Source organism: Streptosporangium sp. NPDC023615, assembly GCF_040640155.1.
Taxonomy (GTDB): domain Bacteria; phylum Actinomycetota; class Actinomycetes; order Streptosporangiales; family Streptosporangiaceae; genus Streptosporangium.
In genome coordinates this window covers 118,487-145,278 of the sequence record NZ_JBFABE010000014.1, presented here as the reverse complement: position 1 = coordinate 145,278, position 26,792 = coordinate 118,487, and the positions used below count along the sequence as shown (strand labels likewise).

The following is a 26,792-nucleotide window of genomic DNA, read 5'->3' as shown; positions in this document are numbered from 1 at the left end:
TCCGATCACACGGCGGCACCGGGGGGGCGCATGTCATCGCAGGGAGCGACTCGCGAGAGGACCTTCTTCGGGCATCCGCGCGGCCTGGCCACGCTCTTCGGCACCGAGCTGTGGGAGCGTTTCAGCTGGTACGGCCTGCGGGCCATCCTCGCCACCTTCATGGCCGCCTCCCCGGCGACCGGCGGACTGGGCCTGAGCGAGCAGACCGCGCAGGCGATCATCGGCATCTACGGCGCCCTCATCTACCTGGTCGCCCTGCCCGGCGGGTGGATCGCCGACCGGGTGCTCGGGGCGCGCAGGGCGGTGCTCTGGGGCGGCTTCGTGATCATGTTCGGCCACATCAGCATGGCCGTCCCGGTGCGGGGTGGCGTCTTCGTGGTGCTCGGGCTGCTGCTGATCATCGTCGGGACCGGCCTGCTCAAGCCGAACGTCTCCACGATGGTCGGCAGGCTCTACCCGCCGGACGAGGACGGGCGCAGGGACGCGGGCTTCTCGATCTTCTACCTCAGCATCAACATCGGCGCCTTCGTCGCCCCCCTCGTCGTGGGCTGGCTGGCCTCGGGCGACCGCTGGCACCTGGGCTTCGGCGCGGCGGCGGTCGGCATGGCGCTCGGCCTGACCCAGTACGTGCTGGGCGGGCGCCACCTGAAGGGGGTGGGCGAGCGGCCGGGTCACCGGATGACCCGGGCCGAGCGCGGGCACTTCCTGCTGGCCGTCGTCGTCTCCGTCGTGGCGGTCGCGGGGGCGCTGGCCGCCTGGACGGCGTCGGGCACGTTCACGCTGGACGCCTTCGCGCTGGTGATGACGCTGTTCATCGTGGCCGTGCCGGTGCTCTACTTCGGCTACGTCCTGCTCGGCAGCCACAACCTGAGCGACGACGAGCGCTCGCGGGTGAAGGCCTACGTCTGGCTCTTCATCGCCTCCGCGATCTTCTGGATGATCTACGACCTGGCGCCGACCGTGCTGCTGTTCTTCGCCCGGAACAGGACGGACCTGTCGCTGTTCGGCCTTCAGATCACCCCGGCCACCACCCAGGCGTTCAACCCGTTCTTCATCATGATCCTGGTGCCGGTCTTCGCGGCCCTGTGGGTCAGGCTGGGCAACCGGGTGAGCGCCCCGCAGAAGTTCGCCGCGGGCCTGTTCCTCAACGGGGTGAGCTTCGTGCTCATGGCACTGGCCGCCCAGCTCGCCCTGGGCGGCAGGATCTCGGTGTGGTGGCTGGTGCTGGTCTACTTCGTCCAGGTCTTCGGGGAGCTGGCGCTGAGCCCGGTCGGGCTCTCGGTCACCACCAAGCTCGCCCCCGAGGCGTTCAAGAGCCAGATGCTGGGGCTGTGGTTCATCTCCTTCTCGGTGGGCGACGCGGTGGGCGGGCAGACCTGGCGGCTGAGACGGTACATGTCCGAGCCCGCGTACTTCCTCACGCTGGCGGGCATCGCCATCGTGGCGTCGCTGGTGCTGCTGGCGTTCGCCGGCCGGCTCCACGCGATGATGCGCGAGCACCCGGCGCAGCGGGCCGTCCCCTGAGGGGGCGCCGGCGTCCCCGCCCGGAACGGTCCCGGAACGGTCCCGGAAGGGACGCCGAAGGAACGCGGGCGGGAGCGCGCACCGTGGCCGAGGCGTTAGCGTCAAGGCATGTGGATCGAGGACTACGCGCTCATCGGCGACATGCAGTCGGCCGCCCTGGTCGGGCGGAACGGCTCCATCGACTGGCTCTGCCTGCCGCGGTTCGACTCGCCCTCGTGCTTCGGGGCGCTGCTCGGCGACAAGAAGCACGGGCAGTGGTGGATCGGGCCCGCGCACGCCGAGCGCCCGCGCGCCACCCGGCGGCGCTACCGGGGCGAGACCCTCGTCCTGGAGAGCGAGTGGGACACCCCGACCGGCACCGTGCGGGTGGTCGACTTCATGCCCACCCGGCACACCAACCCCGACCTGGTACGGATCGTCGAGGGCGTGTCCGGGACGGTGGAGATGGCCACCGAGATCCGCATCCGCTTCGACTACGGCCGGATCGTGCCGTGGGTGCGGCGTGACGAGGACCTCCTGCAGGCCGTCGGCGGCCCCGACTCGGTCTGGCTGCACTCCCCCGTCCCGCTGGAGGGCGGCGACTACGCCCACCACGCCCGGTTCACGGTGTCGGAGGGGGACAGCATGGCGTTCGTCTTCACCTGGCACCCCTCGCACGAGCCCCGGCCCGTCGAGATCGACCCGCACGAGCAGCTCGCCGAGACCGAGGCGCTGTGGGCCGAGTGGGTCGAGAAGTGCACCTACCAGGGGCCGTGGCGCGACGCCGTGGTCCGCTCGCTCATCACGCTCAAGGCGCTCACGTACGCCCCCACCGGCGGCATCGTCGCCGCCCCCACCACCTCGCTGCCCGAGGACATCGGCGGCGTCCGCAACTGGGACTACCGCTACTGCTGGCTGCGCGACGCCACCATGACCCTGGACGCGCTCATCGGCGCCGGATACCTCGACGAGGCCCGCGCCTGGCGCTCCTGGCTGCTGCGGGCCATCGCGGGCCGCGCCCAGGACCTGCAGATCATGTACGGCGTCGCCGGGGAGCGGCGGCTGACGGAGCTGGAGCTCGACTGGCTGCCGGGCTACGAGAACTCCCGGCCGGTCAGGATCGGCAACGGCGCCGTGGACCAGCTCCAGCTCGACGTCTACGGCGAGGTGATGAACTCCCTGCACCTGTCGCGCGTCTCGGGGCTGGAGGCCGACCAGCGGGCGTGGACCCTGCAGTTCGAGCTGATCTCCTACGTCGAGCAGCACTGGGGGGACGCGGACGAGGGGCTGTGGGAGGTGCGCGGCCCGCGCCGGCACTTCGTGCACTCCAAGGTCATGTGCTGGGTCGCCCTGGACCGGGCCGTCCGGCAGGTGGAGGCGTTCGGCAAGCCGGGGCCGCTGAAGCACTGGAAGGAGCTGCGCGACCGGATTCACGCCGAGATCTGCGACAAGGGCTTCGACCCGGTGCGCGGCACCTTCACCCAGTCGTACGGATCGCAGGAGCTGGACGCGGCGCTGCTGCTGATCCCGATCGTCGGCTTCCTGCCCCCCGAGGACCCCCGGGTGACCGGGACGGTGGAGGCCATCCAGCGCGAGCTGATGGTCGACGGCTTCGTGCTGCGCTACCCGGTCTCCCCCGACAACGACGTGGACGGCCTGCCGGGCGGCGAGGGCGCGTTCCTGGCGTGCAGCTTCTGGCTGGCCGAGGCGCTGGCGATGATCGGCCGCAAGGACGAGGCCGTCGAGCTGTTCGAGCGCCTGCTCGCGCTGCGCAACGACGTCGGCCTGCTCGCCGAGGAGTACGACCCCCGCTACAAGAGGCTGGTGGGCAACTTCCCCCAGGCGTTCAGCCACGTGCCCCTGATCCACACCGCTCGCGCGCTCACCTGAGGCGGTTTCAACCGCTTTGAGATTATTCGTCCTCTTCCCTGCGGGGACACAGGTATCGGATGAGCCGATTTCCCAAAATTCATCTGGAAAGTTGGCTCAAGTCCGCAACAATCCCGTGTGATCGGGACTCTCACCCCCTGTAACACCACCGGAAAGGGACGGACCATGAGTGATTTCGGCGTGACCACGGACTTCGTCGACTACGACGGCGACGGCGGCACCGACGCCCAGCTGATCGACTACGACGGCGACGGTGGTACCGACGCCCAGCTGATCGACGCCGACGGGGACGGTGTCGCGGACGAGGAGCGCTACGACACCGACGGCGACGGTGCCACCGACGTCGTCTACCTCGACCACGACGGCGACGGCTACATCGACGAGACGCGCGTCGACCTGAACGGCGACGGCGTCTCCGACTACACCGAGACCGCCGGCCCCTTCCCGACCGTCTGATCACACGAACCGGCATGAACCCGTGTGACCGTACCGAGGGGGGGACCCGGACCCGGGTCACACGGGTCGCCGACCAGGAAGGCGACCGATGAGGGACCGAGGGGTGTTCCCCGGCTCGGGGCTCGGGACGGTGGAGACGCCGATGGGGGTCCTTCCGCTGCCGTCGCTGCTCGCGGGGGCGGTGGCCGTGCTGGCCGCCGTGGCCGCGGGCCTGTACCTGTGGCACCGGAACCGTGCCGCGCCGGCCCCGCGGCCGTTCCCCGGGGCGACCGGGGCACCGTTCTCCGCGCCGGTCCCGGGAGCGGGACCGTTCCCCGGGCCGGTCCCGGGACCGTTCCCCGAGACACCGCCGGGGCCTCCGCTCCCCGGGGCACTGCCCACGCCGGCGCCCTCCGGGGCACGGCCGACGCCGCCGTTCCCAGAGACGCCGGCGGAACCGCCGGGGCCGCCGGGGCCGCCGGGGCCGCCGGACGACAGGACCACCGCTCCGACCGTCGCCCCGATCACCGATGCGGTCACCGATGCGGCCGCCTCCCCGGGCACCGATGCGGCCGCCGACCCTTTGACGGTCGCGCTGGCCGAGGTGGCCGGGAGCGGGATCAGCCCGGCGCTGGCGCAGCAGGTGGAACGGCTCCTCGCCGAGGGGCACCCGGGCCGCGAGGCCCTGGTGACGGCCTGCATCGGCTACCGCGACCAGCTCGCCGAGCGGCACCCCCGGCTGGCCGGGACGCTGCTGGACGGGCTGAACCGGGCCGGTGTACGGGAGATCGTCGCGGACGGGCAGCGGTTCGACCCGCGCCTGCACGAGGCGTCGGGCACCGAGCCCGCCCCCCGGCCCGACCTGCACGACCTGGTCGCCGAGACCGTCAGGCAGGGGTACGCCGACGGCGAGCGCGTGGTTCGCGTCCCGCGGGTCACCGTCTACCGTGACGTCCGCCACGACGTCCACCACGACCTCCACGGTGACGTCCACCGCGACGGGTCGGCGGGCGCCGGGGCGGAGCGGTGAGCCCCCCCGCCCCGGCGGGCCCGTGGATCGGCCGGCTCCTCGCGGGCGTCCCCCGGAGCGCGTCGGCCGCCCGCCGCCCGCCGGCCCCCACGGTGGACCGTGACGATCCCGGATCAGAGCGATGATGGAGGGACCATGAGTGCCGGGCCCGCGGAGTTGCTGCGCCGCCTGTGCGACACCACCGCCGCCCGGCTGGCCGGCGCGCACCTGCGCGAGCGGGTGGCGCAGGTGCGCGCCGGGCTGGACGCGCCGCTGCGGGTGGCGGTGGCGGGCGCGGTGAGCAGCGGCAAGTCCACCCTGGTGAACGCGCTGCTCGGGCTGCCCGTCGCGCCGGTGGACGCCGGTGAGTGCACGTTCGTGGTCACCCAGTACGAGTACGGCGAGGACGACGGCCGCATCACGATCGAGCTCGCCGACGGCGGCGTGGCCCACTCCCGGCTGCTGCCCGGCCACCGCCTCCCCTCCGATCTCGGCGTGGAGGCGTCCCGGATCCGGCGGCTGCGGGTCGCGCTGGACGTGCCGTCGCTGCGCACGATCACCATCGTCGACACCCCCGGCATGAACACGGTGACGGCGTCCAACGAGCGGGCCGCCAGGAGCATGCTGTTCGGCTCCGGCGACGAGGACGACCGCGCCCAGGCGATGATCTACGTGCTCCGCTACGTGCAGAGGTTCGACGACACCACCCTGTCGGAGTTCCGCCCGCTGACCGACGCCTCCGGCATGAGCTGCGTCAACACCCTCGCCGTGCTCGGCCAGGTCGACCGGCGCGGCGACGAGGACGACCCCTGGCCGACCGCCAGGCGGCTGGCCGCCCAGGGCTACCGGGACCTGCGCACCTCGGTCTTCGACGTGGTCCCGGTGATCGGCCTGCTGGCCGAGACCGCGCGGGCCCGCCCGCTGGACGCCGAGGAGACGGCCGCGCTGGAGGCGCTGGCCGCGATGGACGAGGACGACCTGGAGGACTACCTGCTGGACCTGGAGGACTTCCGCACGGCGCCCGAGCTGCCCGTACCGGCGCAGGTGCGCCACCGGCTGGTCGAGCGGCTGCACCGCTACGGCCTCACCGTCGCGGTCCGGGCGGTGCGCGAGAGCGGGGCCGCCGACCCCGGGGCGCTCACCACGCTGCTGCTGGAACGTTCGGGCTACGCCTCGGCCGGACGGGCCGCCACCGGTTCCGTGGCGGCGGGCCTGGCACACTTCGCCCGCCGCGCCGACCAGCTCAAGGCGCTCGACGCGCTGACCCGGCTGCGCGCGATCGCCCGGACGCCCGCGCTGGGGTCCGACCGCGTCACCCTGGACGCGCTGGCGGCCCAGCTCGACGAGAACCGCCCGATCGCCACCGCCCTGGGCGGCCTGCGGATCTTCACCGCCGCCGAGGCGCTCGGCCGGGGGACGCTGGTACTGAACGAGGAGATGACCGGCGAACTGCTCCGCCTGGCCCGCCACGACGAGCCGGCCGGGCAGCTCGGCCTGCCCGCGCAGGCGTCCCCCGACGAGATCGCCGCCGCGGCCACGGCGGCGTCGACGCGCTGGCGCACGCTCGCCATGATGAGCGAGGGCCGCACCGGCGGGCACCGGGCCAGGGACGTGCTGACCGTCCTGGAGGATCTCGTCTCGGCGGCGCTGGACGCGAAAGAGGCCGCCGCCGACGGTGGCGCCGGCGGTGGCGGTGGCGGTGGTGGCGAGCCCCTGCCGGTGCTGCGGGTGTCCCCCGCCGCGATCGAGGCGCTGCGGGCCTCCCCCCTGGTGCCGGCCGACGACCGGCGGGCACTGGAGCTGCTGGTCACCGGGACCGAGCTGGCCACCCAGCTCGGGGCACCGCCCGGCGCCCCGCCCGCCGAGGTGGCGGGCCGCGCCGCCGCCCTGGGCGCCCGGTTCCGGGTCCTCACCCACCGGCCGCTCTCGCTGCGGCAGCGGCGCGCGGCCGAGACGCTCTGCGAGGCGTACGAGACCGTCTGGACGCGTTACGGGACCGAGGTCCCGGGTCCCCACGCTGGAGGTGTCCGATGACGACCCCCGATCCGAACGGCCCGGTGGCCCGGCTGCTGCGCTACGCCAACGAGGTGCACGCGCTGGCCGGGCAGTGCGGCAGGCCGGACCTGGCGGAGGTGCTCGCCGCCTGCGCGGGCCGCTGGAAGGACGAGTGCACCGACATCGTGGTCGCCGGGGCGCAGAAGCGCGGCAAGAGCCGCCTGCTCAACACCCTGGTCGGCCACCCCGACCTGCTGCCGGTCGACGCCGACGTCGCCACCAACTGCTTCCTGTCGCTGCGGCGCGGCCCCCGCCTGGCCGCGGTCGTGCACCGCGCCACCGGCGCGGGCCCGGTCCAGACGCCCATCACCGTCGAGTCGATCCCCGACTACGCCTCGCTGCGCGGCGACGCGGGCAAGCGCCGCGACGTCGTCAGCGTCGACATCACGCTGGACTCCCCGCTCCTCGACGGCCTGCGGCTGCTCGACACCCCGGGCGTGGACAGCCTGACGGTGGGCCACCGGCAGGTGACCGTGGCCATGCTCCAGCGGGCCGACGCGCTGCTGTTCACGCTCAGCGCCCAGGACCAGCCGGTGCTCCGGCACGAGCTGGAGTTCCTCGCCGAGGCCGCCGAGCGGGTCCAGGCGATCGCGTTCGTGCTGACCAAGGTGGAGGACTCGGCCAACTGGCGGAGCCTGATGGAGGAGAACAGGGCGCGGCTGAGGACGTTCGTCACCGAGGAGATCGCGGCCTCCCCCGCCAGGGCGGCGACGCTGGCCCCGCTGCTGGAGGCGCCGTGGATCCCGGTGAGCGCGAAGCTCGCCGAGGCCGCCGAGGCCAAGCGGCGTGAGGGGCGCGCCGAGCGGGCGGACTCGTTGCGGGCGCGCAGCGGCATGGACGTGCTCGAACGCCACCTGCGCGGGTTCGCCGAGGGCAGGGACTCGGCGCGCGGCGCCACCGTGGTCGCCGCCGCCCTGTCGGTGCTGGGCTCGCTGGCGGCCGGCGCCAGGGACGACGTGGCCGCGGGCTCCGACGACGAGGGCGACGTCACCGAGCGCCTCGCCGCGGTGGACGCCGGGCTGGCCGAGCTGGCCGAGCTGGCCGGCCGCCGCAGGGCGGGCGTGGTGGCCAACACCTTCCTCGGGCGCGAGGTTGCGGGCATCGTGGCGGCGCGGGTGGCCGAGATCCGCCAGCCGTACGAGAACACGATCGCCACGCTGAAGAAGCAGGCCCAGATCGACCAGTACATGGCGGAGCTGCCCGAGAGCGTCCAGCGTTCCCTGGAGGCTGCCTGGTCGCAGATCGTCTACGACGTGGAGAAGCTGGCCAGGACCACCCTGGACGCCTTCGCCCGCGACCTCGGCATGGACCCGGTCGACCTGGCCGGAGGGGGCCGGGCGATGCCCGGCCTGTCGCAGGTCCAGGTGAGGGGCGACATGGCGGCCGACGACGCGGGCGGCGTGGACCTGATCCGGGACGTGCTGCCGTCGGCCTCGATCGGGCTCTCGCTGGGCGGTTTCGCCACGGCCCTGCTCGGCCCGGTGGGCTTCGTCCTGGTCGCCCCGGTCATCGGCGCGGCCATCTTCGCGGGACGCCGCTCGATGGAGAAGGTGCAGCGCAGCCAGGCCGCGATCAGGGTGGCGCTGCGCGACCAGTTCTCGGTGGTCTCGCGGGAGATGACGCTCGACCTGGAACGGATGGTGGCGACCTGGCGGGTGGGCGTCGAGCAGACCGCCGACGAGAGCCTGGCCCGGCGGCGCAAGGAACTGGAGACCAGGAAGGCCGAGCTGAAGTCCGCCTCCGCGCGCTCGGCCGCCGAGCGCCTCAAGGCCAGGAAGTCGGGCCAGGAACGCATCGCCGCGATCGGCACCCTGACCACCCGAGGACGGGAACTGCGCGCCGAACTGGCCTCGGCGGTGGCCGCCCTGGGCACCGGAGGTCCCTCGGCATGACGAGCCGGTTCGCGCAGTGGACACTCGGCGTACGGGACAGCAGGAGGAAGGCGGCGTTCTGGTCGGCGGCGCCGGGATACGAGATCGAGCACGACGGCGAGAGCCCGCACCTGTGACCTCCGGCGGACGCGCCGCACGGCTCGCTCACCGTCTGGCTCCAGCGGGGCGAGGCGCTCAGGGCGTCTTGAACCCCAGGGTGTAGGGGCCGGAGCCCGCGGTGGCGGTGATCCGGTAGCGGTAGGCGCCGGGGGTGCCGTAGTGGCTGACCGTCTCGTCGGGCGCCACGGTGTCGCCGGGGACGACGGCCAGCCACTTCAGGCCCGTCCACTTCTCCAGGTAGAGGTCGAAGTCGGCGCCCTCGGGGCCGTTCACGCACCCGAGGTGCAGACCGGCGACGGCCGAACGGTACGGGGTCTCCGGCCGGTAGTCGTCCTGCCCCTTGACCAGGGTGCCGGTGAGCTGCCGCGGGTAGCTTCCGCAGTCGGTGCCGGCGCCCGCCGACGGCGCGTCCCTGACGGTCTTCAGGGTCAGGCCGTAGGCGGTGAGGATCTCCCCGATCGGCTGGAAGTAGGTGGTGCCGCCCGAGGCGCAGTCCCCCGAACCACCGGAGGTGATCCCCTGGGCCTGGTCGATGGAGATGATCGGACCTCCCGAGTCGCCGGGCTCGGCGCAGATGCTGGTGCGGGTCAGGTCGCCGACGACGCCCTGGGAGTAGGTGACGCTGGCGTTGAGCTGCTGGATGCGGCCGCACTGCCAGTCGGTGGTGGACCCGGACTGGCAGACCGAGGCGCCCTCGACGGCCTGCCGGGCGCCGGAGACGGGCACGGTGGACTCCGCTCCGCTGTCCACCGCGGGGACGGTCTTCCAGGACTTGTTGACGATGATCCACGCGTGGTCCCCGCCGGGGAACGTCGACGCCTGGAAGACGCCCTGGGGGATGCGGTTGAAGCCGGTGGTGACGTCCCCCTTCCTGCCGCAGTGGCCCGCGCTGACGAAACCCTCCTGGACGCCCTTGAGCACCGAGAAGCCGACCGAGCAGCGGTTGACCGGACCGACGTAGTAGGCGGCGCCGCCCACCAGGTCGTACGACGGGGCGGTCAGGGGCAGGGGGATCTCGACCGAGGGCTGCACGGTCACCGCCCCCGGGATCACGCCCGCCTTCCTCACGAAGACCGCGACCTGCTGGGGCTCCTGGGCCAGCACGATCACCTTGTTGCGCTTGACGTCGACGTAACGCACGCTGGAGACCAGCGGCAGCGGGGGCAGGACGGCGTCGATCTTCTTCTTGATCGTCAGCAGCTGGGCCAGCGAACGCGGGACCACCTCGGCCTGGGCGCCCTCGGCGATGATCTGGGCGATGTCGGCCGCGCTGGTGGTGGCCACCACCAGGGTGTGCGCGGTCTTGGTCCGCAGCCAGGCGCCCCCGAAACGGGCGCCGAGCCTCTCCTTCAGCCGGGCCGCGACCGGGAGCAGCCGCCCCTCGTTGAGCAGCCGGGTCTCGGCCTCCGTCCTGCTCATGTTGAGATCCTGCTGGATGGCCTCCAGCATGCCCGGCGGAGGCTTGGCGGCCGGGACGGCCGGCGCCGTCAACACCGCCGGGGCGGCCGGCGCCGGCAGGGCCGCCGGGGCGAGCGGGGCCGCGAGCGTCATCGGGAGCGGGACGGCGCCGCGAAGGCCGGCGCGGGCCGGAACGGCCGCGAGGGCGAGCGTGGTGATCACCGGAACGCATCCCGCGACAAGGACGTGTCTGCGGACCATGGACTCTCCCCCGGTTTCGGCATCGGCACACAAGGGGAGATCAGGCCAGGTCGCCGATGATCGCGCGACGCGGACGACATCACCCTAGACGGCCGTCACCGACCGGCACCGGCGACACGCGCCAGGTGGGCGGAAATATCCGCCCACCGGCCGCCCCGCACCCTCCCGGTCACCGGCCACCGGTCACCGGTAACCGGCCGCCAGCCGCCGGTCGCCGGTCGCCCCCGCATCGTCCCGGCCGCCGGTCCCCCCGCGCCGCGCCGTACGGTTCCGCCGGCCTGTCACGCCGCGCCGTTCCGCCCCGCCCCGGCGGCGCGCGCGGAGAGCGCGGCCTGCACGTCCGCCTCGACGAGATCGGCGTTGATCGCGATCGCGGTGACCAGGCCGTTCCCGGCGGCGGTGATGACGTGAGCCGTGTCGTGGGCGACGTTCCCCGCCGCCCACACGCCGGGCACGCTGGTCAGCCCGTCGGGGTCGGTCCGCACCCAGCCGTTCTCGTCCATGTCGCACCCCAGCGCGATCAGCAGGTCGTCGTTGGCCGTGGATCCCGGGGTGACGAACATCGCGGCGATCGGGAGGACGTCCCGCTCGGCGACACGCGCACCGGTCAGCCGGTCGTCCTCGACCACCAGTCCCGTGACGGGCCCCTCCACCACCGTCACGTCCCGGGCGTCCAGCCTGCGCCTGTCCTCGTCACCGATCGGCACCTGCGACAGGAGCGTCACGTCGTCCGACCACTGCCGCAGCATCAGCGCGTGCTCCGGCCCCTCCTCGTCGGTGCCCAGCACGCCGATCGGCCGGTCGCGTACCTCGTGACCGTGACAGTAGGGGCAGTGAAGCACGTCCCTGCCCCAGCGCTCGGCGAGGCCCGGCACGTCGGGGAGGTCGTCACGGAGCCCGGTCGCCACCAGCAGCCGCCGCGCCCGCACCTCCACCCGTTCCTTCAGCTCCACCAGGAACTCCGCCCCGTCCCGCCGTACACCGGTGACGTGCTCCCGCACCACCTCGCCGCCGTAGGAGCGCACCTCGGCGCGACCGGCCTCCAGCAGGTCGGCGGGGCTGGTCCCCTCCCGGGACAGGTAGCCGCGCATCCGCGCGGCCGGGGCGTTGCGAGGCGTTCCGGCGTCGATCACGAGGACGCGCCGTCTCGCCTGGGCGAGCACCGACGCCGCGTTGAGCCCCGCGGCCCCACCTCCGATGACCACCACGTCGTACGTCATGGCGTCGCACTCCCCCCCGGCCGGTCCGCCAAACCACGGGCGGACCGTACGGGTCCGCCACCCGTTTCTCCTGACGGGAACGCTGACAGGCCAAGGCGGATCACCCTGGCCCACCACCCGTTTCTCCTGGCGGAAACGCTGACGGACCAAGGCGGATCACCCGGCTCCGCCACCCGTTTCTCCTGACGGGAACGCTGACCCCCAGCGTGAGGGCCATGTTGGATTGGCCCCCGGAAGGAGGGGTACCGGAGGCTTTCCGCACTCGTCACTGTTTTAGAAGGAGCGAGAGCAAGTGACCTTCAACCCCCTGCAGGAGCGGGGCATCCCGCTGGACAGGCAACTGCGCAACTGGCGTGAACTCAACGTCACCCCCATAGATCCCGACCATGGCGACCCCTACACCCGCTGCCGGATCATCGCGCTGAACGGCATCGAGGTCGAGTCGATCATGTTCAGCCACCAGTTCGCCCGCCACTGCCCGGACCCGGCCGTCAAGCAGCAGCTCGCCGAGGTCCGCTACATCGAGGCCCAGCAGCAGAAGGTGGTCAACTGGCTGCTGCCCGGCCTGGCGTCGGTGCTGGAGACCACGATCGCCTACGAGCAGGTCGCGGTGGACCTGACCGCGTGGGTCGCCCGGATGGAGCCCGACCCCTACCTCAAGCGCGCCTACGAGTTCGGCGTCCTGGAGGACTTCGACCACCTGTACCGGTACGCCAACCTGTACGAGATGATCGAGCACCGCAAGGCAGAGAAGATCGTCGACAACCTCACGGAGGTCACTCCGGGTCGGCCGACCTACCTGCACCACCGCCACCCGGTCGACAACGTGCGCGAACCCTACGACAAGAACGTCGTCGACCCGCTCTCCCGGCTGCACGCGCTGACCATCATGGCGGCCGAGCAGCAGACCATGAACTTCTACATGAACGTCGGCCCCACCTACATGGAGCCGATCGCCCGCCAGCTCTACCAGGAGATCGGGCTGATCGAGGAGGAACACGTCACCCACTACGAGTCGCTGGTCGACCCGGGTGAGACCTGGTGGGAGCAGTTGCTCACCCACGAGTACAACGAGTGCTACCTCTACCACTCGTTCATGGAGACCGAGTCCGACCCGAAGGTCAAGGCCGTCTGGGAGCTGCACCTGAACATGGAGCTGGAGCACCTGCGCCTCGCCGCGGAGATGTTCAAGCGTCATGACGGGCGTGAGCCCGAGCAGGTCCTGGCCCCGGTCCTGCCGGCGCCGGTGACCTTCGAGCCGAACAAGGCGTACCTGCGCGATCTGCTGACCAACACGATCGACTTCACCACGATCGGTACCGGTTACGTCAGGGACATGCACGAGCGGTTCGAGGGCTGGCAGGCGGCCATCCACGGTGGCGAGAAGCCCCCGAGCGAGGTCGTCATCGACGAGAACCGCGGCAAGTCCGGCCGGGAGTACCGGCTGGAGACGGAGGGCCCGCACCCGGTGTCCTCCCTGCGCGCCGACCGTGACGACTGAGCACGGGTCGTCGAGCGCGGACCCGTGAGAACGGGCCCGTGAGAGCAGGCCCGTGAGAGCGATTCGCCGAAGGCCGGGCCCCGGGCGGAGCACCCCGCCCGGGGCCCGGCCTTCGGCGTGGATCCCCGGCGCCGGCGGCCCGAGAGGAAGACCCGCCGAGAGGCTCGTCGAGAGGCCCCTCGGGAGGCGCCGAGAAGACGCGCCGGGAAGGCCCCGACCCGGTGACCGGAGCGGCGGGGCGGGGCGGGGCGTCAGAGCGGCAGGTGCACCAGCGTCGCCGGACGGTCGCGGGTGGCGCCGACCGGATCGGCGGGGCGGTGCAGGCAGAGCAGGCCGCTGGGGACCCGGGCGACCGGCTCGAACGTGCCGGCCGTGCGGTGCACCTCACGCGCCCCCGACGGGGTGACGTGCACCAGCCTGCTGCGGCCCGCGTCCAGCATGGTCATCCACATGGAGTCGCCGTCGGCGACCAGCCTGGGCCGTTCCCAGCGGTGCCGCGAGGTGAGGTGGCCCGCCAGGGTCGCCGACTGCTTGCCCATCAGGAACTCCAGCTTCTGGGATCGCTGGTCGAAGATCCCGACCGACCAGCCCCTGGCGGGACTCACCTGGTCGGTGCCCACGGCGTAGATCTCGTTTCCCGCGGGGAACCAGCGCAGGGCGCCGCCCCGGGGGCGCGGCATGACCAGCCTGGTCCTGCCGCCCGCGGCGTCGGCCTCCAGGCCCGCCGAGCCGGAGGTGAACCACCTGCCCCGGTGCAGGACGACCTGGTGCAGCCAGGCGCGCCCCGGCTCCCGTACCGTCGGGCGCACCACGCCGCCGGGGTCGATGAGGCAGAGCACCTGCCAGGGGCGGAAGTCCTGGTAGCGGTTCTGGAACATCGGCTTGTTGCTGCTGAACTGCCCGAGCACCACCGTGCAGCCCGGCGCGCCCACCGAGGACGACGGCTCGGTGCCGCTGGGCGCCTCCTGGTCGAGCAGCCGGCGCGACCTGTTGTCCTCGTTCAGGAACCACTGGGCGTACGGGCCGAGCTCGCGCGGCTGGAGGGCCTGGAAGGCGGAGCCCCCGCCCAGGTCGAGCTCGACCACGGCGAGCTGCCCGGTCTCACCCCAGGGCAGGCCCATCGAGGCGTCGGCCGGGAGAGCCTGCCGGGAGTGGAAGAAGACCCAGGCGGTGCGGCCGTGGGCGATCACGGTCGGGTCGCCCCACATCTGCAGCGGGTGGGTGGCGCGGACGGCCAGGTCGAGGGTGAGGGTTCGGACCAGCACCTGTGCGGGCCCGACCTGCTCCACCGTCACCACGCCCTCGGGGGAGGCCCCCCACTCCACGAGCCTGCCGAAGCCGAGCTCCCGGTCGTGGCGGCCTCCGACGCCGTCGAGCCTGCGCAGGAGGTGGCCGGTCTCGAAGGCCTGGTGGATGAAGACCCCGCCGGCCACGAGGCGCGCCTCCAGCACGCCGTCCAGAACCCTCTCGACGCCCTGGACGACCGGTCCGCCCGCCGCGGCACCGCCGGCTCCGGTGCCGCCGACTCCGGTGCCGCCGGCCGCCCGGGCGGCGGCGGGGGTGCCGTGACCGCCGGTGGCGGTGCCCGGGCCGGGACCCGCACCGGGGACGGCGCCCGCGGGCGTCCGGTGCCCCCCGGTGGCGCCCCCCGCGGGTCCGCTGAACGCCCGGTGCCCGCCGGTCGGGACACCCGGAGCCGGGACGCCGCGGATCGAGGTGCCGGGAGCCGGGGCTGCGGGGACCGGGGTGCCGGACACCGGGATCCCCGGGGCCGTCGTGCCGGGCTCGCGGTGCTCGACCTTGAGTCTCCAGGCCAGTTGCGCGGCACCGTACGCGACCACGATCTTCGGGTCGTCGTAGGTCCTCACCCGGTCGCCGAAGCGTTCGCGCACCGCCTTCTGCACCAGGGGCATCCGGCTGGGCCCACCGGTCATGAACACCGCGGAGAGCTCGTCCGGCTCCACCCCGGCGTCGCGGATCGTCCGGTCCAGGATGTCGACCGTCCTGGTGATCTCCTCCCCGATGAGCCCCTCCAGGTCGGCCCTGGTGATGTGCACGTCGTCGTTGACGCCCACCACGTAGTGCGAGGAGGTGTCGAACTTCGAGAGCGTCTCCTTGGCCTCCCTGGCCATCGTGAGCAGGTCGGCGGCGTAGCTCACGTAGCGGCGCTCGGGGTTGGTGGTCACCTGCAGCCACCAGTCGGCGTCGAGGCGTTCGATCTGTGCCCCGAGGAACGCGAACACCTGCTCGTCGAACCCCTCCCCGCCGATCTCGTCACTGCCGCCCGGCTCGCCGACGACCGCGAAGTCCCCGCCGTCCGCGGCGAGCACGGCCGCGTCGAAGGTCCCGCCGCCGAGGTCGTAGACGGCCAGCCGGGACCCGCCGGCCGCCCGGCCGGCGGAGGCGTAGTAGCGGGCCGAGGCGACGGGCTCGTCGACGAGCGCGATCCGCACGCCCCTGACGACCTTCCTGGCCGCCGCCAGCAGCACGGCCTTGCGGTCGGAGCCCCAGGCCACCGGGTGGGTCAGCGCGATGCAGTCGGGATCGGCGCCGTCGAACCGGCGGCGCCCCTCACTGACGAACAGCTCCAGCAGGGCCGCCAGGGCGTCGGCCACGTCCACCGGGACGCCGCCCAGCAGCATGCGGCCGCGGCCGACGTAGCGTTTGGGGTTCCGCTCGACGCGCTCGGGGCTGATCGCGATCCCGCGCTGGGCGATCCGGCCCGCCACGAGCGTCCCCCGCTCGTCGAGCATGACGGCGGAGGGGATCCGCCGCTCCCCCTCGACCTCCAGGACGTCGAAGCGCCCCTCGGCCGCCAGCACCCCGGCGGAGAAGCTCGTTCCCAGATCGACACCGAGGCACCACTGCGTCATATCCCACTCCCCGTAGATCCAGACCTCCATCATCCCGCATCCGGCGCCCCCTCACGGGGCGCGCGGGGGTTCGTGGACCGGTCCAGGGCCCGCCACGGCGCCGCTCCGGCACGGGAAGGGCGGGGCGGGGCAGAGCGGCTCGGGACGAAGACGGCGCCAGGCAGAGGGGGGCGGACAGGGGGACGGACGCGGCACGAGGCGGAGAGCGGAGGGCGGCGCGAGGCGGTCAGCCCTCCGTGCCGCCCTCCGACCGTACGGCCAGGGCGGCCAGGACGCGGGCGAAGTCCGGCGGGGGCGCGACCACCAGCCGGGTCTGCCCGTCCTGGTCGATCAGGTCCGCCCTGATCAGGGAGAGGCGGCCGGCGTGCCACCAGTAGACCTGGGGGCTGAGGGCCCCGGCCCGCCGGTCGAACTCCCGCTGCGCGAACAGCCGGAGCCGCTCGATCGCGCGGACCACGCCGATGCCCTCGACCGGATGCACGATCAACGTCGCCGGATCGGGCAGCGCGACGAGGACCCCGTCGGAGGGGACGCGCAGGTAGTCGCCCAGTCTGCGCAGGTGGGCCGCGGCGCCCTCGGTGGGACCGGTCAGCCTGCGGACCGCCACGCCGCCGAGATCGCCCTCGGTCATCGAGAGCCGCTCGTCCCTGCGGGCGTTCTCCAGGGCCAGGTCGAGCGCCTGACCGGCGGTGATCGGCCAGCAGCCGACCTCCTCCGGGCGGACCGGACGGCCGCCGGAGCCGGTGGAGGCGGGGCCGATGGTGAGCACCTCGACCAGGTCGGCGGTGAGGTGGCGCCCGACCACGTGGGCCGGGTCGAGATCGTCGTCGAGCTGGATGCGGGTCCGCAGCCTCGGCCGGGCCTGCTCGAGGTCACAGGCGTCGAAGGGCTCGTCGGCGCATGCCAGCGCGTGGGCCAGGTGGCCGGAGACGAGGACGGGCCAGTCCTCGCGGGAGCGGCGCAGGGCCTCGGCGCGCAGCCCGGCGAGGCGCACCGTGAGCCGGCGCGGGCCGGTGAGCGTCAGGGTGGCGCCGTCCGGCTCGAAGGCGCAGGCGTAGCCGAGATTGTCCGCGACCAGGGCGAGCAGGGAGTCGAGGTCGACTTCTTCGACCGGACGCCTGGGCGTCTCGGCCCGCCGGTCGCGGCGCCGCCGGAACAATCTCACGCGTGCGTCCCCTCTGCCGGTTTCCTCCTAGGTTCGCACCTAGAGTGCCGTGTTCGCGCCCCCGGTTGAGTAGGCCAGAGAGCACGATTCTGCATCAATAGCACCAAGTGTCCCTAGTAATACGGAAAATTGTGGCTTTCCGTGACCTATGGGGAGACCTGCGATCACGGGCACGCCGAGCGGCCCGAGGAGCTCCTCCAGCACCGGATAGGGGTCCCCGCAGCCGACCCAGGAGCCCAGGACGAATCCGGCGGCCCCGTCGAGCGCGCCCGCCTGGAACAACTGTGTGATCATCCTGTCGATCCGGTACGGCGCCTCGGTCACGTCCTCCAGCAGGACGATCCGTCCCCGCGCCGAGAGCGCGTACGGGGTGCCGCAGAGCGCGGCCAGCAGGCTGAGGTTGCCGCCGGTCACCGGGGCGGTGACCGCGCCGCCGGTGATCACCCGGTCTCCGGTGACGGCCGGCGGCGCACCGGCCAGGGCGGCGGTGAAGTTCTCGAACGTGCGCGGCTCGGGCCCCTCGGGGTCGCTGATCGTGGAACAGGCCGGCATCGGGCCGAACCAGGAGGCGATGCCCAGCTCCACGGCGAGCGCGGCGTGCAGCGCGGTGACGTCGCTGGAACCGGCGAACGCCTTGGGCCCGGCGGCCCGCATGGCGTCCCAGTCCAGCAGCCCCAGGATCCGGGTGGCGCCGTAGCCGCCGCGGGCGCAGAACACCGCGGTCACCTCGGGGTCGCACCAGGCGTCCTGCAGGTCGGCCGCCCGGCCGGCGTCCGGGCCCGCCAGGTAGCGGTCCCGCTCCAGCACGTGCGGGCCGGTGCGGACCTTCAGGCCGAGGCCCTCCAGCACGCGGACGCCCCGCGCCAGCCGCTCGGGGTCGGGAGGGCCGCACGGCGCCACCACGGCCACCGTGTCGCCCGGACGCGGCGGGGGCGGGAGCGTCAGCCCGGCGGCCGGTTCTTTCACCCCGCAAACGGTGCCACACTGGGCTTTCATATGCGACCTCCGCCCCACATCCTGGTGGTCAACGGCATCAAGGTCCGCCGGCCGGTGTTCGTGCTCGCCGCCCCCCACTCCGGCGCGGACCTGCTGGCCCGTGCCCTGAAACGCTCCCCCGGCTTCCACATGACCATGGGGCGGGCGTCGGTGGCGCACGTCGTCTACGCCTTCGCCCGGCGGCCCTCGATCGCCGGCCGGGGCATGGGGGCGACCCGCGTGCTCCGCGACGCCCTGGCCGAGTCCTGGCAGCTGCTGCCCGGCGCCTGCGCCGAGTGCCCGCCCCCCTGCCGGGAGGCCGGCGGCGTGACCGGCGCGGGGCCGTGCACGACCTCGGACGCCGTGGCCCGCTTCGGCGACGCCAGCCCCGACCTGATCTACAGCGCCCCGGTGCTGCTGCAGGCCTTCCCCGACGCCCGCTTCGTGCAGCTGATCAGGGACGGCCGCGACGTGGCCGCCGACATGCTGGCCGACCCCGCCTCCCTGACGTGGTTCAAGCCCTCCATGCTGAGCGAGGAGACGGAGTTCCCCAACCCCTTCCTGGGCGTCAACTCCGGCGAGCACAGCGAGCGCTGGAAGGCGATGGCCACGGCGGGCAAGTGCGCGCTGCGCTGGCGCAGCGCGGTCCGCCTCTCGGCCTCGCTGCACCACGAGCTGCCCCGCGACCAGTTGCTCACGCTGCGGTACGAGGACCTGGTCTCCTCGCCCGCCGAGACCGTGGACGGGCTCTCCCGCTTCCTGGAGACCCGGGTCCCGAGGGTCGCCCTGCTGGGTCCGAGCGTGCCCAGGGTCGGCATCTGGCGCACCCGCCTGCGCGAGAGCGACGTCGAGCTGGTCTCCAAGGTCGCCCGGGAGGAGCTCGCCCGCCTGGGCTACAGCCGGCCGTCCTGACGCCGGGCCGGCCGGCCCCGCGGGAGGGGCACGGCCTCAGTGCGCCGGCACCTCGAACGTCGCCCAGGGGCGGATGTCCCCCGGCCGCGCCGGGAGGGCTTCCCGGGCGTGCAGGGTCTTCAGGATCGTCTCCCAGGTGCCGTCCAGCGTCCAGCGGCGGTGGCGGTTGTAGACGGTCTTCCACTTCCCGTACGTCTCCGGCAGTCGCCGCCAGGAACAGCCGGTCCTGGTGCGGAAGAACACCCCGTCGATGATCGTGCGGTGGTCGGCCCACCGGTTTCCCTGCCGGGCGTGAGCGGGCAGCAGCGGCGCCAGGGACTCCCACTCGTCGTCGGTCAGGTCATCACGTCTCAGGCGGTCATCCACGATCACATGATCTACACCATCGGCGCTTGAAGATCCACTCGGATCGGTGCCGGCCCTCCGGGGACGTCCCGCCGGCGGGAACGACCCCTCAGGAGGCCTCGCTGAACTGGGTGCGGTAGAGCTCGGCGTAGACCGACCCCAGGGCCAGCAGCTCCTCGTGGCGGCCCCGCTCGACCACCCTGCCGTCCTGGACCACCAGGATCTGGTCGGCCTCGCGGATCGTGGAGAGCCGGTGGGCGATGACCAGCGAGGTACGCCCGGCCAGCGCGATCTTCAGGGCCTGCTGGACGGCCGCCTCGGACTCGGAGTCCAGGTGGGCGGTGGCCTCGTCCAGCACGACCACGCGGGGGGCCTTGAGCAGCAGCCTGGCCAGCGCCAGCCGCTGCTTCTCCCCGCCCGACAGCCGGTGGCCCCGGTCGCCCACCACGGTCTCCAGCCCGTCGGGCAGGTCCAGGACCAGGTCGGCGATCTGGGCGGCCCGCAGCGCGTCCCAGATCTCCTCCTCGCCCGCCCCGGGCCTGGCGTAGCGGAGGTTGGCGCCGATCGTGTCGTGGAACAGGTGGGCGTCCTGCATGACGACCCCGACGGTGTCGCGCAGCGAGTCCAGGGTGGCCTCGCGCACGTCCAGGCCGTTGACGCGGACCGCGCCGGCCGAGACGTCGTACAGCCGGGAGGCCAGGGCGGTGATGGTCGTCTTGCCCGCGCCGGAGGGGCCGACCAGGGCGACCATCTCGCCGGGACGGGCGGTGAAGGTGACACCGCTCAGCACCTCGTGGCCGGGCCCGGTGTCGGGGCGGGCCACCGCCTCCAGCGAGGCCAGCGACACCTCCGAGGCCGACGGGTAGGTGAACCGGACGTCGTCGAACTCGATCGAGACCGGGCCGGGCGGGACCGGCCCGGCGCCAGGCCGGTCGGCGACCATGGGCCGCAGGTCGAGCACCTCGAAGACCCGGTCGAAGCTGACCAGCGCGGTCATCACGTCCACGTGCACGTTCGACAGGCTCGTCAGCGGCCCGTACAGGCGCATCAGGAGAGCGGCGAGCGCCACCAGGGTGCCCAGCTCGAACGCCCCGGAGACGGCCAGCACGCCGCCCACCCCGTAGACCAGCGCGGTGGCCAGCGCGGCGACCAGGCCGAGGGCGGCGCGGAAGACCGTGCCGTACATGCCGACGGTGACGCCCACGTCGCGCACCCGCCCGGCCTTCCCGGCGAAGGCGGAGGCCTCGTCGGCCGGGCGGCCGTAGAGCTTGGCGACCATGGCGCCGGCGACGTTGAACCGCTCGGTCATCATGGAGCTCATCTCGGCGTCGAGCTCCATCTGCTCGCGGGTGAGGCCGGACATCTTCCTGCCGACCCACTTGGCGGGCAGGATGAAGACCGGCAGCAGCACCAGGGCGACCACGGTGATCTGCCAGGAGAGCACCAGCATGGCGCCGAGGACCAGCACCAGCATGACCACGTTGGCCACGACCGACGACAGCGTGCTGGTCAGGGCCCGCTGGGCGCCGATGACGTCGGTGTTGAGCCGGGAGACCAGGGCGCCGGTCTGGGTGCGGGTGAAGAAGGCCACGGGCATCCGCTGGACGTGGTCGAAGACCTCGGTGCGCAGGTTGTAGATCAGTCCCTCGCCGATCCGCGAGGAGAACCATCGCTGGGCCAGGGTGAGCGCCGCGTCGGCGACCGCCAGGCCCGCGATGACCAGCGCCAGGGCGATCACGACTCCGGTGCGCCTCGCGCCGATGCCGTCGTCGATGATCGCCTTCATCAGCAGCGGGTTGGCGATCACGATGACCGAGCCGACCACGACCAGCGCCAGGAAGGCGGCGATGTGCCGGGAGAAGGGCCGGGCGTAGCGGGCGATGCGCCGGACCGTGCCCGGCGCCAGTCGTTCCTTGGTCACCGAGCTGTCGCGCCGCAGCGAGCGCATCATCTGGGGCCCGAAGCCCCCGCCCATCATCGTCATCCGGCCTCCTTCGTCGATGCGAGCACCGCGAAGGGCGCGCCCATTCCCCCGTCAGCTCCGGGCGAACACCCGAGAACCCGCGGGAACGGATCTCCCGTACCGGTCCGGGGCCTATCCGGAGGCCTTCCCGCTCCCCTCCCCGAAGAGCGCCCTGATCCTCGCCGCCTGCTCGCGGCCCTCGGCCTCGGCCTGCTCGGCCAGGGTGCGCCCCGAAGCGCCCTGGAGCAGCCGCTTGGTCGCCGTCGCGGCGTCCCGGTTCGTGGCCAGCAGCGCGGCCGTCAGGTCCCGTACGGCCTCGTCCAGCTCCCCGGGCGCGACGACCAGCTCGGCCAGCCCGATCCGCGCTGCCTCCTGTGCCCCCACGACACGGGCGGTCAGGCAGATCTCGATGGCCCTGGACAGCCCCACCAGCTCGACCAGCGGCTTGGTGCCGGTCAGGTCGGGGACCAGCCCGAGGGCGGGCTCCTTCATGCACAGCTTGGCGTCGTCCGCCAGGACCCGCAGGTCACAGGCGAGCGCCAGCTGAAACCCCGCACCGATCGCGTGGCCCTGAACCGCTGCCACCGAGACGATGTCGGGACGCCTCAGCCAGAGGAAACCCCGCTGGGCCTGTGCCACCCGGTCGGCGAACCTCGCCTCTCCGTGTGCCACCGAGGACGCGAACGACCCCTGCCCCGGAACCCCCTCCGGGGTGAACATCCTCAGATCGATCCCTGCCGAGAAGGACGGCCCCTCACCTCTGATCACGACGACCCTCACCTGCTGCGGCAGGCCGTCACCGATATGAGCCAAGGCCGACCAGGTCGCGAACGTCTGAGCGTTCCGCTTGTCCGGCCGGTCCAGCGTGATCGTCGCGATCTCGCCGTCCACCTCGTAGCGCAGACCGACCTCCTTCAGAGAGATCTCCTCCGCACTCCCCCCGAACGACACTTCCGTCATCGCCTCTTCTCCCGCCTTCCGTCTCCGCCTCGCCCGAGCCTATCGACCTCCAGAATGAGGTTCTACAGGTCGGGCGGGACGGCGTCGGCGTGTGGGGGATCGAGCGGCTGCGGTCGCGCGTTCCGAGGCGGGGTCAGCGCTTTGACTTGCCCCGGGTGGCTCCGCCGCGTCCGCGCAGAGTCACACCGGACTCGCTGAGGATGCGGTGGATGAACCCGTATGACCTTCCGGTCGAAGCGGCCAGAGCACGGATGCTCTCACCGGCGCTGTATCGCTTCTTCAGATCGGAGGCCAGTTTCTCCCGATCGGCCCCGGTGACCCGGGTGCCCTTCTTCAGTGTGTCGGCCACGAGTACCTCCTGTAGTGCCAGACTTCCGCAGCGTTACACACGCCATGATCAGTCATTTCAGCGAGATCGGCTACCTACTCCATGGGAAAAGATCCGTACCCGCTCAAATTAAGATCAGGCAAGTGCCACAAGATCGGAAAATTCCTCGCTCCACGCGTCTTCGATTCCGTCAGGCAGCAAGATCACCCTATCGGGTCGTAGAGCCTCTACAGCACCCTCATCATGCGTGACGAGCACAATTGCCCCAGAATAGGACGCTAGGGCCGAAAGCACCTGCTCCCTGCTGGCCGGGTCGAGGTTGTTGGTGGGCTCGTCCAGGAGCAGCACGTTGGCCGCGGACAGCACCAGCGTCGCCAGCGCCAGCCGCGTCTTCTCCCCTCCCGACAGCACCCCGGCGGGTTTGTCCACGTCGTCGCCGGTGAACAGGAACGAGCCCAGCACCTTGCGCAGCTCCACGTCGGGCAGCTCCCCCCCGGCCGAGCGCATGTTCTCCAGCACGGTGCGGTCGGGGTCGATGGTCTCGTGCTCCTGGGCGTAGTAGCCGAGCTTGAGCCCGTGACCGGGCTTGACCGCGCCGGTGTCGGGCTCCTCGATCCCGCCCAGGATGCGCAGCAGGGTGGTCTTGCCCGCGCCGTTCAGGCCCAGGATGACGACCCTGCTGCCCCGGTCGACCGCGGCGTCGACGTCGGTGAAGACCTCCAGCGAGCCGTAGGACTTCGACAGCCCCTCGGCCATGATCGGGGTACGCCCGCACGGGGCGGGCTGGGGGAAGCGCAGCCTGGCGACCTTGTCGCTGCGCCGCTCCACCTCCAGGCCCGACAGCAGGCGCTCGGCGCGGCGCTGCATGTCCTGCGCGGCCTTGGCCTTGGTGGCCTTGGCGCGCATCTTGTCGGCCTGCGACATCAGGGCCGAGGCCTGCTTCTCGGCGTTGGCCCGCTCACGACGCCTGCGCTTCTCGTCGGTCTCCCGCTGGGCCAGATAGGCCTTCCAGCCGACGTTGTAGGTGTCGATCACGGCGCGGTTGGCGTCGAGGTGCAGGACGCGGTTTACCGTCGCTTCAAGAAGACCCACGTCGTGGCTGATAATGATCAAGCCGCCCTGGTGAGATCGTAAAAAATCACGAAGCCACCCGATTGAGTCCGCATCTAGGTGGTTTGTCGGCTCGTCAAGCAGGAGAGTCTCCGCCCCGCTGAACAGGATCCGGGCCAGTTCCACCCGCCTGCGCTGCCCTCCGGACAGGGTCTCCAGCGGCTGGCCGAGCACCCGGTCGGGCAGGCCCAGGCTGGAGGCGATGGAGGCGGCCTCGGACTCGGCGGCGTACCCGCCCAGCACGTGGAGCCGGTCCTCCAGGCGCCCGTAGGCGCGTACCGCGCGGTCCCGGGTGCGGTCGTCGGCCGAGGACATGCCGAGCTCGGCCTCGCGCAGCCCGTTCAGCACCTGGTCGAGACCCCGGGCCGACAGGATCCGGTCGCGGGCCAGCACGTGCAGGTCACCGGTGCGGGGGTCCTGGGGCAGGTAGCCGACCTCGCCGGTGATGGAGACCGTGCCGCCCGCGGGCGACCCCTCTCCCGCGAGCACCCGGGTCAGCGTCGTCTTGCCTGCCCCGTTGCGGCCGACGAGCCCGATCTTGTCGCCCGGGTTGACCCGGAACGAGGCACCCTCGATGAGCAGCCGCGCGCCGGCCCTCAGCTCGATGTCAGAAGCTACGATCATGGTTGGAGAACACTCCCAGCAGGAAATACACAGGCTCGCTTCACTGTGGCCGAACCCGCCGCGCCCTGTGTCTCCCGGCTCTCGGCTCGGCCGTCTCGCCTTCATCGGGACGACGGTCAATCGGGAGTGCGCATACCGATCAGTGTACGGCGCGTCACCGGCCCTCTTCTCCTCGTTTACCCGGCCCCGGTCACGCCGGACCGGTCGTCCCGGCGCGGACCGGGCCACCCGGAGCCGGTCACCGGCGACACGGGACCCGGCTAGGCCGGGTCGGTCACCCTGATGCGGACCGCGCGGAACTGGGCGGGGGTGTCCCTGAGCACCACCAGCCGCGGATCGGGAACGGTCAGGAAGGGCTCGGCCTCCAGCGCGAAGACCGGCGCCAGCCTGCGGTCGGGCCGCAGCGCGTCGACCGCCCGCCGGTCACCGCCCAGCACGACCGCCTCCAGCCCGTCCACGTACGGGGACAGGACCCGCAACGCCACCTCGGCCGCGGCCTCGTGCGCCTGGTCCACCTGCTTCTCCCTGCGCCGGGCGAAGCGCCGCTGGGACCAGCCGCCCGCCGCGCTGCGCCCGTGGACCTGCCGCGAGCCCACCTTGGAGGAGACCAGCTCCTCACCCTGGAAGATCCCGGCCGCGTGGCCGCCCAGGCGCACCAGCAGCACGCCGATCCTGCGCTCGGTGCGCACGTGGGTGACCAGCCGGGCCAGCGGCCCGCCCCCCGCGCCGGTCAGCGGCGGGAAGGGCACCTGGCACTCGGCCACCGCGCCGTCCGCCCCCCGCAGCCGTACGACGCCGGGCGAGGCCGTCACCTCCGGCGGGCCGTGCCGCTCGACGAAGCCGTCGATCCAGCGGTTCAGCCGCTCGGGCGCCACCGAGACCCAGCGGCCTCCGCCCTTTGCCGGTCGCGACGTCACGGGACAAGACACTACCCGGGCACGACCGCCACCACGGCCACCAGGGCCGCCACGGCCGCCGTGGCCGCCGTGCGATCCCGGTGATCGATGTCAACGAACAGCGAAATGTCGGTGAACATCACCATGAGTCACTTCTGTAACGCTCCGGGAGACACCATGCTCTCCACGTGACGACCAGAGCGCACGCCCTTCCGCACTCCCCGGCGACGGCCGCCGCGCCGGCGGCCGTGGGCGTCACGCCCGTCGTCGATCTCGACACCGGGGGCGTCATCGCCCTCCAGGCGAGCGGCGGGCACCAGGGCCAGGGCAACATCTCCTCCACCGTCGAGACGGTACGCGGCCTCGCCGGCGGCGACGTCCCGCTCCCGCTGGTGCTGACCCTGCCCACGGCCGCGGTGATCGGCGGGTCGGCCGCGCTGGCGCTGCTCCACGAGGCGCTGCGCGCGTCCGGCCGGCGGCCCCGCGAGGTGATCCTCACCGTCAGGGGCGACTTCGCCCAGTTCGAGCGGGGCTCCCTGCTCACCGGGCTGGACGGCCTGCGCGCCATCGGCTACCTCATCGCCGTGGGCGACCTGGGAAGCGGCCACATCCCGCTGGACCTGCTCGCCGACGCCGCGCCGTACCTGGCGGTGCTCTCCTCCGGCCTGGTCGCCCAGGCGGCCCGCGACCCGCGCCGCGCCGCGATCGGCGAGGGCGTCGCCAGGCTCGCCCGGGGGACGGGGGCGCACGTGCTGGCCCCCGGCGTGCGCGACGAGGCGCAGCTCGCCGCGGTCCGCGGCTGGGGGGTGCGGCTGGCGCAGGGACCGCTGCTGGTCCCCGGCCCGTCCGGCCGCGTGCACGTCCCGCTCCCCGTCGTCGAGCGGGAGCCGTCGCGGTTCGTGCTCGGCCCGCGCGTCCAGGAGTTCCTGATGCCCGCGGTCACCCTCCCCTACGAGGCCACCGCCGAGGCCGTGATCGACGCCTTCGGCGGCGAGCCGTCGATCACCAGCGTGATCCTCGTCGACGACTACCAGCGCCCGCGGGGCAGCCTCGACCGCAGCCGTTTCCTGCTCTCGATCGCCGGCCGCTTCGGCCACGCCCTGCACGGCAGGAAGGCCGCCGGGCGGCTGGCCGACCCGGCCCGTACGGTTCCCAGGACCACCCCGGCCATCGCGGCCATGCAGGTGGCGGGCCAGGACGCCGAGCGCGTCTACGACGACCTGGTCGTCACCGACGAGGTCGGCCGCTGCATGGGCATCGTCCGCGTCTCCGACCTGATCCGCCAGGTCGCCGCCATGGAGCACTGACGATCTCGCACCGACCTGCCTCCTTTACGTTGTAGATTCACGGCTCCGCCCTTGGCAGGGACGGACGATCC

General features: G+C 72.7%; 20 protein-coding genes. 9 read left to right on the top strand and 11 right to left on the bottom strand.

Annotated features, from left to right (window positions below):
- The first annotated feature begins 30 nt into the window (after positions 1-30).
- From AB0G16_RS14100 to AB0G16_RS14075, 6 genes are all read left to right on the top strand, one after another.
- On the top strand, positions 31-1,524 hold the full coding sequence (locus AB0G16_RS14100; RefSeq protein ID WP_362803892.1) for an oligopeptide:H+ symporter: 1,494 nt from the start codon (positions 31-33) through the stop codon (positions 1,522-1,524).
- A gap of 108 nt (positions 1,525-1,632) precedes the next feature.
- Positions 1,633-3,393 (top strand): glycoside hydrolase family 15 protein, encoded by a 1,761-nt coding sequence (locus tag AB0G16_RS14095; RefSeq protein ID WP_362803890.1) that lies wholly within the window; start codon positions 1,633-1,635, stop codon positions 3,391-3,393.
- 165 nt (positions 3,394-3,558) lie between these two features.
- Positions 3,559-3,849 (top strand): hypothetical protein, encoded by a 291-nt coding sequence (locus AB0G16_RS14090; protein WP_362803887.1) that lies wholly within the window; start codon positions 3,559-3,561, stop codon positions 3,847-3,849.
- A gap of 88 nt (positions 3,850-3,937) precedes the next feature.
- Positions 3,938-4,858 carry a nucleotide exchange factor GrpE gene (gene grpE, locus AB0G16_RS14085; RefSeq protein WP_362803884.1) on the top strand — a complete coding sequence of 307 codons (921 nt, stop codon included), beginning with the start codon at positions 3,938-3,940 and terminating at the stop codon, positions 4,856-4,858.
- Positions 4,859-4,993: 135 nt separating this feature from the next.
- Positions 4,994-6,871 (top strand): dynamin family protein, encoded by a 1,878-nt coding sequence (locus tag AB0G16_RS14080; RefSeq protein WP_362803882.1) that lies wholly within the window; start codon positions 4,994-4,996, stop codon positions 6,869-6,871.
- The gene (locus AB0G16_RS14075; RefSeq protein WP_362803879.1) at positions 6,868-8,784 is read left to right on the top strand and encodes a dynamin family protein; all 1,917 of its coding nucleotides are present in this window, start codon (positions 6,868-6,870) and stop codon (positions 8,782-8,784) included. Before AB0G16_RS14080 ends, AB0G16_RS14075 begins: the two co-directional genes overlap by 4 nt.
- Before the next feature lie 174 nt (positions 8,785-8,958).
- On the opposite strand, the gene AB0G16_RS14070 is transcribed toward AB0G16_RS14075, so the two are convergent.
- Positions 8,959-10,542: a S1 family peptidase gene (locus AB0G16_RS14070; protein WP_362803876.1), complete on the bottom strand. Its 1,584-nt coding sequence runs from the start codon at positions 10,540-10,542 to the stop codon at positions 8,959-8,961.
- A 281-nt stretch (positions 10,543-10,823) separates the two neighbouring features.
- Positions 10,824-11,762 carry an NAD(P)/FAD-dependent oxidoreductase gene (locus AB0G16_RS14065; RefSeq protein WP_362803873.1) on the bottom strand — a complete coding sequence of 313 codons (939 nt, stop codon included), beginning with the start codon at positions 11,760-11,762 and terminating at the stop codon, positions 10,824-10,826.
- Between the two features lie 292 nt (positions 11,763-12,054).
- On the opposite strand from AB0G16_RS14065, the gene AB0G16_RS14060 reads away from it, so the two are divergent.
- The gene (locus AB0G16_RS14060; RefSeq protein WP_362803870.1) at positions 12,055-13,263 is read left to right on the top strand and encodes a hypothetical protein; all 1,209 of its coding nucleotides are present in this window, start codon (positions 12,055-12,057) and stop codon (positions 13,261-13,263) included.
- A gap of 251 nt (positions 13,264-13,514) precedes the next feature.
- On the opposite strand, the gene AB0G16_RS14055 is transcribed toward AB0G16_RS14060, so the two are convergent.
- The 3 genes from AB0G16_RS14055 to AB0G16_RS14045 all read right to left on the bottom strand — a co-directional run bounded on the left by AB0G16_RS14055 (position 13,515) and on the right by AB0G16_RS14045 (position 18,267).
- Positions 13,515-16,136 (bottom strand): Hsp70 family protein, encoded by a 2,622-nt coding sequence (locus AB0G16_RS14055; protein ID WP_362803867.1) that lies wholly within the window; start codon positions 16,134-16,136, stop codon positions 13,515-13,517.
- Between the two features lie 226 nt (positions 16,137-16,362).
- A complete protein-coding gene (locus tag AB0G16_RS14050) occupies positions 16,363-17,301 on the bottom strand; it encodes a hypothetical protein (RefSeq protein ID WP_362803864.1) in 939 nt (312 codons plus the stop codon).
- Positions 17,302-17,340: 39 nt separating this feature from the next.
- Positions 17,341-18,267, bottom strand: a complete 927-nt coding sequence (locus AB0G16_RS14045; RefSeq protein ID WP_362803861.1) for an LD-carboxypeptidase — start codon at positions 18,265-18,267, stop codon at positions 17,341-17,343.
- A 30-nt stretch (positions 18,268-18,297) separates the two neighbouring features.
- Here AB0G16_RS14045 and AB0G16_RS14040 point away from each other — a divergent pair, with 30 nt between their 5' ends.
- Positions 18,298-19,188 carry a sulfotransferase gene (locus AB0G16_RS14040; RefSeq protein WP_362803858.1) on the top strand — a complete coding sequence of 297 codons (891 nt, stop codon included), beginning with the start codon at positions 18,298-18,300 and terminating at the stop codon, positions 19,186-19,188.
- A 36-nt stretch (positions 19,189-19,224) separates the two neighbouring features.
- Here AB0G16_RS14040 and AB0G16_RS14035 read toward each other — a convergent pair whose 3' ends face one another.
- The 6 genes from AB0G16_RS14035 to AB0G16_RS14010 form a co-directional block, all read right to left on the bottom strand.
- The gene (locus tag AB0G16_RS14035) at positions 19,225-19,554 is read right to left on the bottom strand and encodes a transposase (RefSeq protein WP_362803855.1); all 330 of its coding nucleotides are present in this window, start codon (positions 19,552-19,554) and stop codon (positions 19,225-19,227) included.
- 88 nt (positions 19,555-19,642) lie between these two features.
- Positions 19,643-21,517: an ABC transporter ATP-binding protein gene (locus AB0G16_RS14030; protein ID WP_362803852.1), complete on the bottom strand. Its 1,875-nt coding sequence runs from the start codon at positions 21,515-21,517 to the stop codon at positions 19,643-19,645.
- 111 nt (positions 21,518-21,628) lie between these two features.
- Positions 21,629-22,456 carry an enoyl-CoA hydratase/isomerase family protein gene (locus AB0G16_RS14025; protein WP_362803849.1) on the bottom strand — a complete coding sequence of 276 codons (828 nt, stop codon included), beginning with the start codon at positions 22,454-22,456 and terminating at the stop codon, positions 21,629-21,631.
- Between the two features lie 133 nt (positions 22,457-22,589).
- The gene (locus AB0G16_RS14020) at positions 22,590-22,805 is read right to left on the bottom strand and encodes a helix-turn-helix domain-containing protein (protein ID WP_344903296.1); all 216 of its coding nucleotides are present in this window, start codon (positions 22,803-22,805) and stop codon (positions 22,590-22,592) included.
- A 114-nt stretch (positions 22,806-22,919) separates the two neighbouring features.
- A complete protein-coding gene (locus tag AB0G16_RS14015; protein WP_362803845.1) occupies positions 22,920-24,518 on the bottom strand; it encodes an ABC-F family ATP-binding cassette domain-containing protein in 1,599 nt (532 codons plus the stop codon).
- A 260-nt stretch (positions 24,519-24,778) separates the two neighbouring features.
- A complete protein-coding gene (locus AB0G16_RS14010; RefSeq protein ID WP_362803842.1) occupies positions 24,779-25,435 on the bottom strand; it encodes an acVLRF1 family peptidyl-tRNA hydrolase in 657 nt (218 codons plus the stop codon).
- Between the two features lie 167 nt (positions 25,436-25,602).
- On the opposite strand from AB0G16_RS14010, the gene AB0G16_RS14005 reads away from it, so the two are divergent.
- On the top strand, positions 25,603-26,721 hold the full coding sequence (locus AB0G16_RS14005; RefSeq protein ID WP_362803839.1) for an EAL domain-containing protein: 1,119 nt from the start codon (positions 25,603-25,605) through the stop codon (positions 26,719-26,721).
- Positions 26,722-26,792 lie beyond the last annotated feature (71 nt).

Coding starts and splice junctions, on each gene's coding strand:
- AB0G16_RS14100 (WP_362803892.1), top strand. CDS start 31: ATGTCATCGCAGGGAGCGACTCGCGAGAGGACCTTCTTCGGGCATCCG.
- AB0G16_RS14095 (WP_362803890.1), top strand. CDS start 1,633: ATGTGGATCGAGGACTACGCGCTCATCGGCGACATGCAGTCGGCCGCC.
- AB0G16_RS14090 (WP_362803887.1), top strand. CDS start 3,559: ATGAGTGATTTCGGCGTGACCACGGACTTCGTCGACTACGACGGCGAC.
- grpE (WP_362803884.1), top strand. CDS start 3,938: ATGAGGGACCGAGGGGTGTTCCCCGGCTCGGGGCTCGGGACGGTGGAG.
- AB0G16_RS14080 (WP_362803882.1), top strand. CDS start 4,994: ATGAGTGCCGGGCCCGCGGAGTTGCTGCGCCGCCTGTGCGACACCACC.
- AB0G16_RS14075 (WP_362803879.1), top strand. CDS start 6,868: ATGACGACCCCCGATCCGAACGGCCCGGTGGCCCGGCTGCTGCGCTAC.
- AB0G16_RS14070 (WP_362803876.1), bottom strand. CDS start 10,542: ATGGTCCGCAGACACGTCCTTGTCGCGGGATGCGTTCCGGTGATCACC.
- AB0G16_RS14065 (WP_362803873.1), bottom strand. CDS start 11,762: ATGACGTACGACGTGGTGGTCATCGGAGGTGGGGCCGCGGGGCTCAAC.
- AB0G16_RS14055 (WP_362803867.1), bottom strand. CDS start 16,136: ATGACGCAGTGGTGCCTCGGTGTCGATCTGGGAACGAGCTTCTCCGCC.
- AB0G16_RS14040 (WP_362803858.1), top strand. CDS start 18,298: ATGCGACCTCCGCCCCACATCCTGGTGGTCAACGGCATCAAGGTCCGC.
- AB0G16_RS14030 (WP_362803852.1), bottom strand. CDS start 21,517: ATGACGATGATGGGCGGGGGCTTCGGGCCCCAGATGATGCGCTCGCTG.
- AB0G16_RS14025 (WP_362803849.1), bottom strand. CDS start 22,456: ATGACGGAAGTGTCGTTCGGGGGGAGTGCGGAGGAGATCTCTCTGAAG.
- AB0G16_RS14015 (WP_362803845.1), bottom strand. CDS start 24,518: ATGATCGTAGCTTCTGACATCGAGCTGAGGGCCGGCGCGCGGCTGCTC.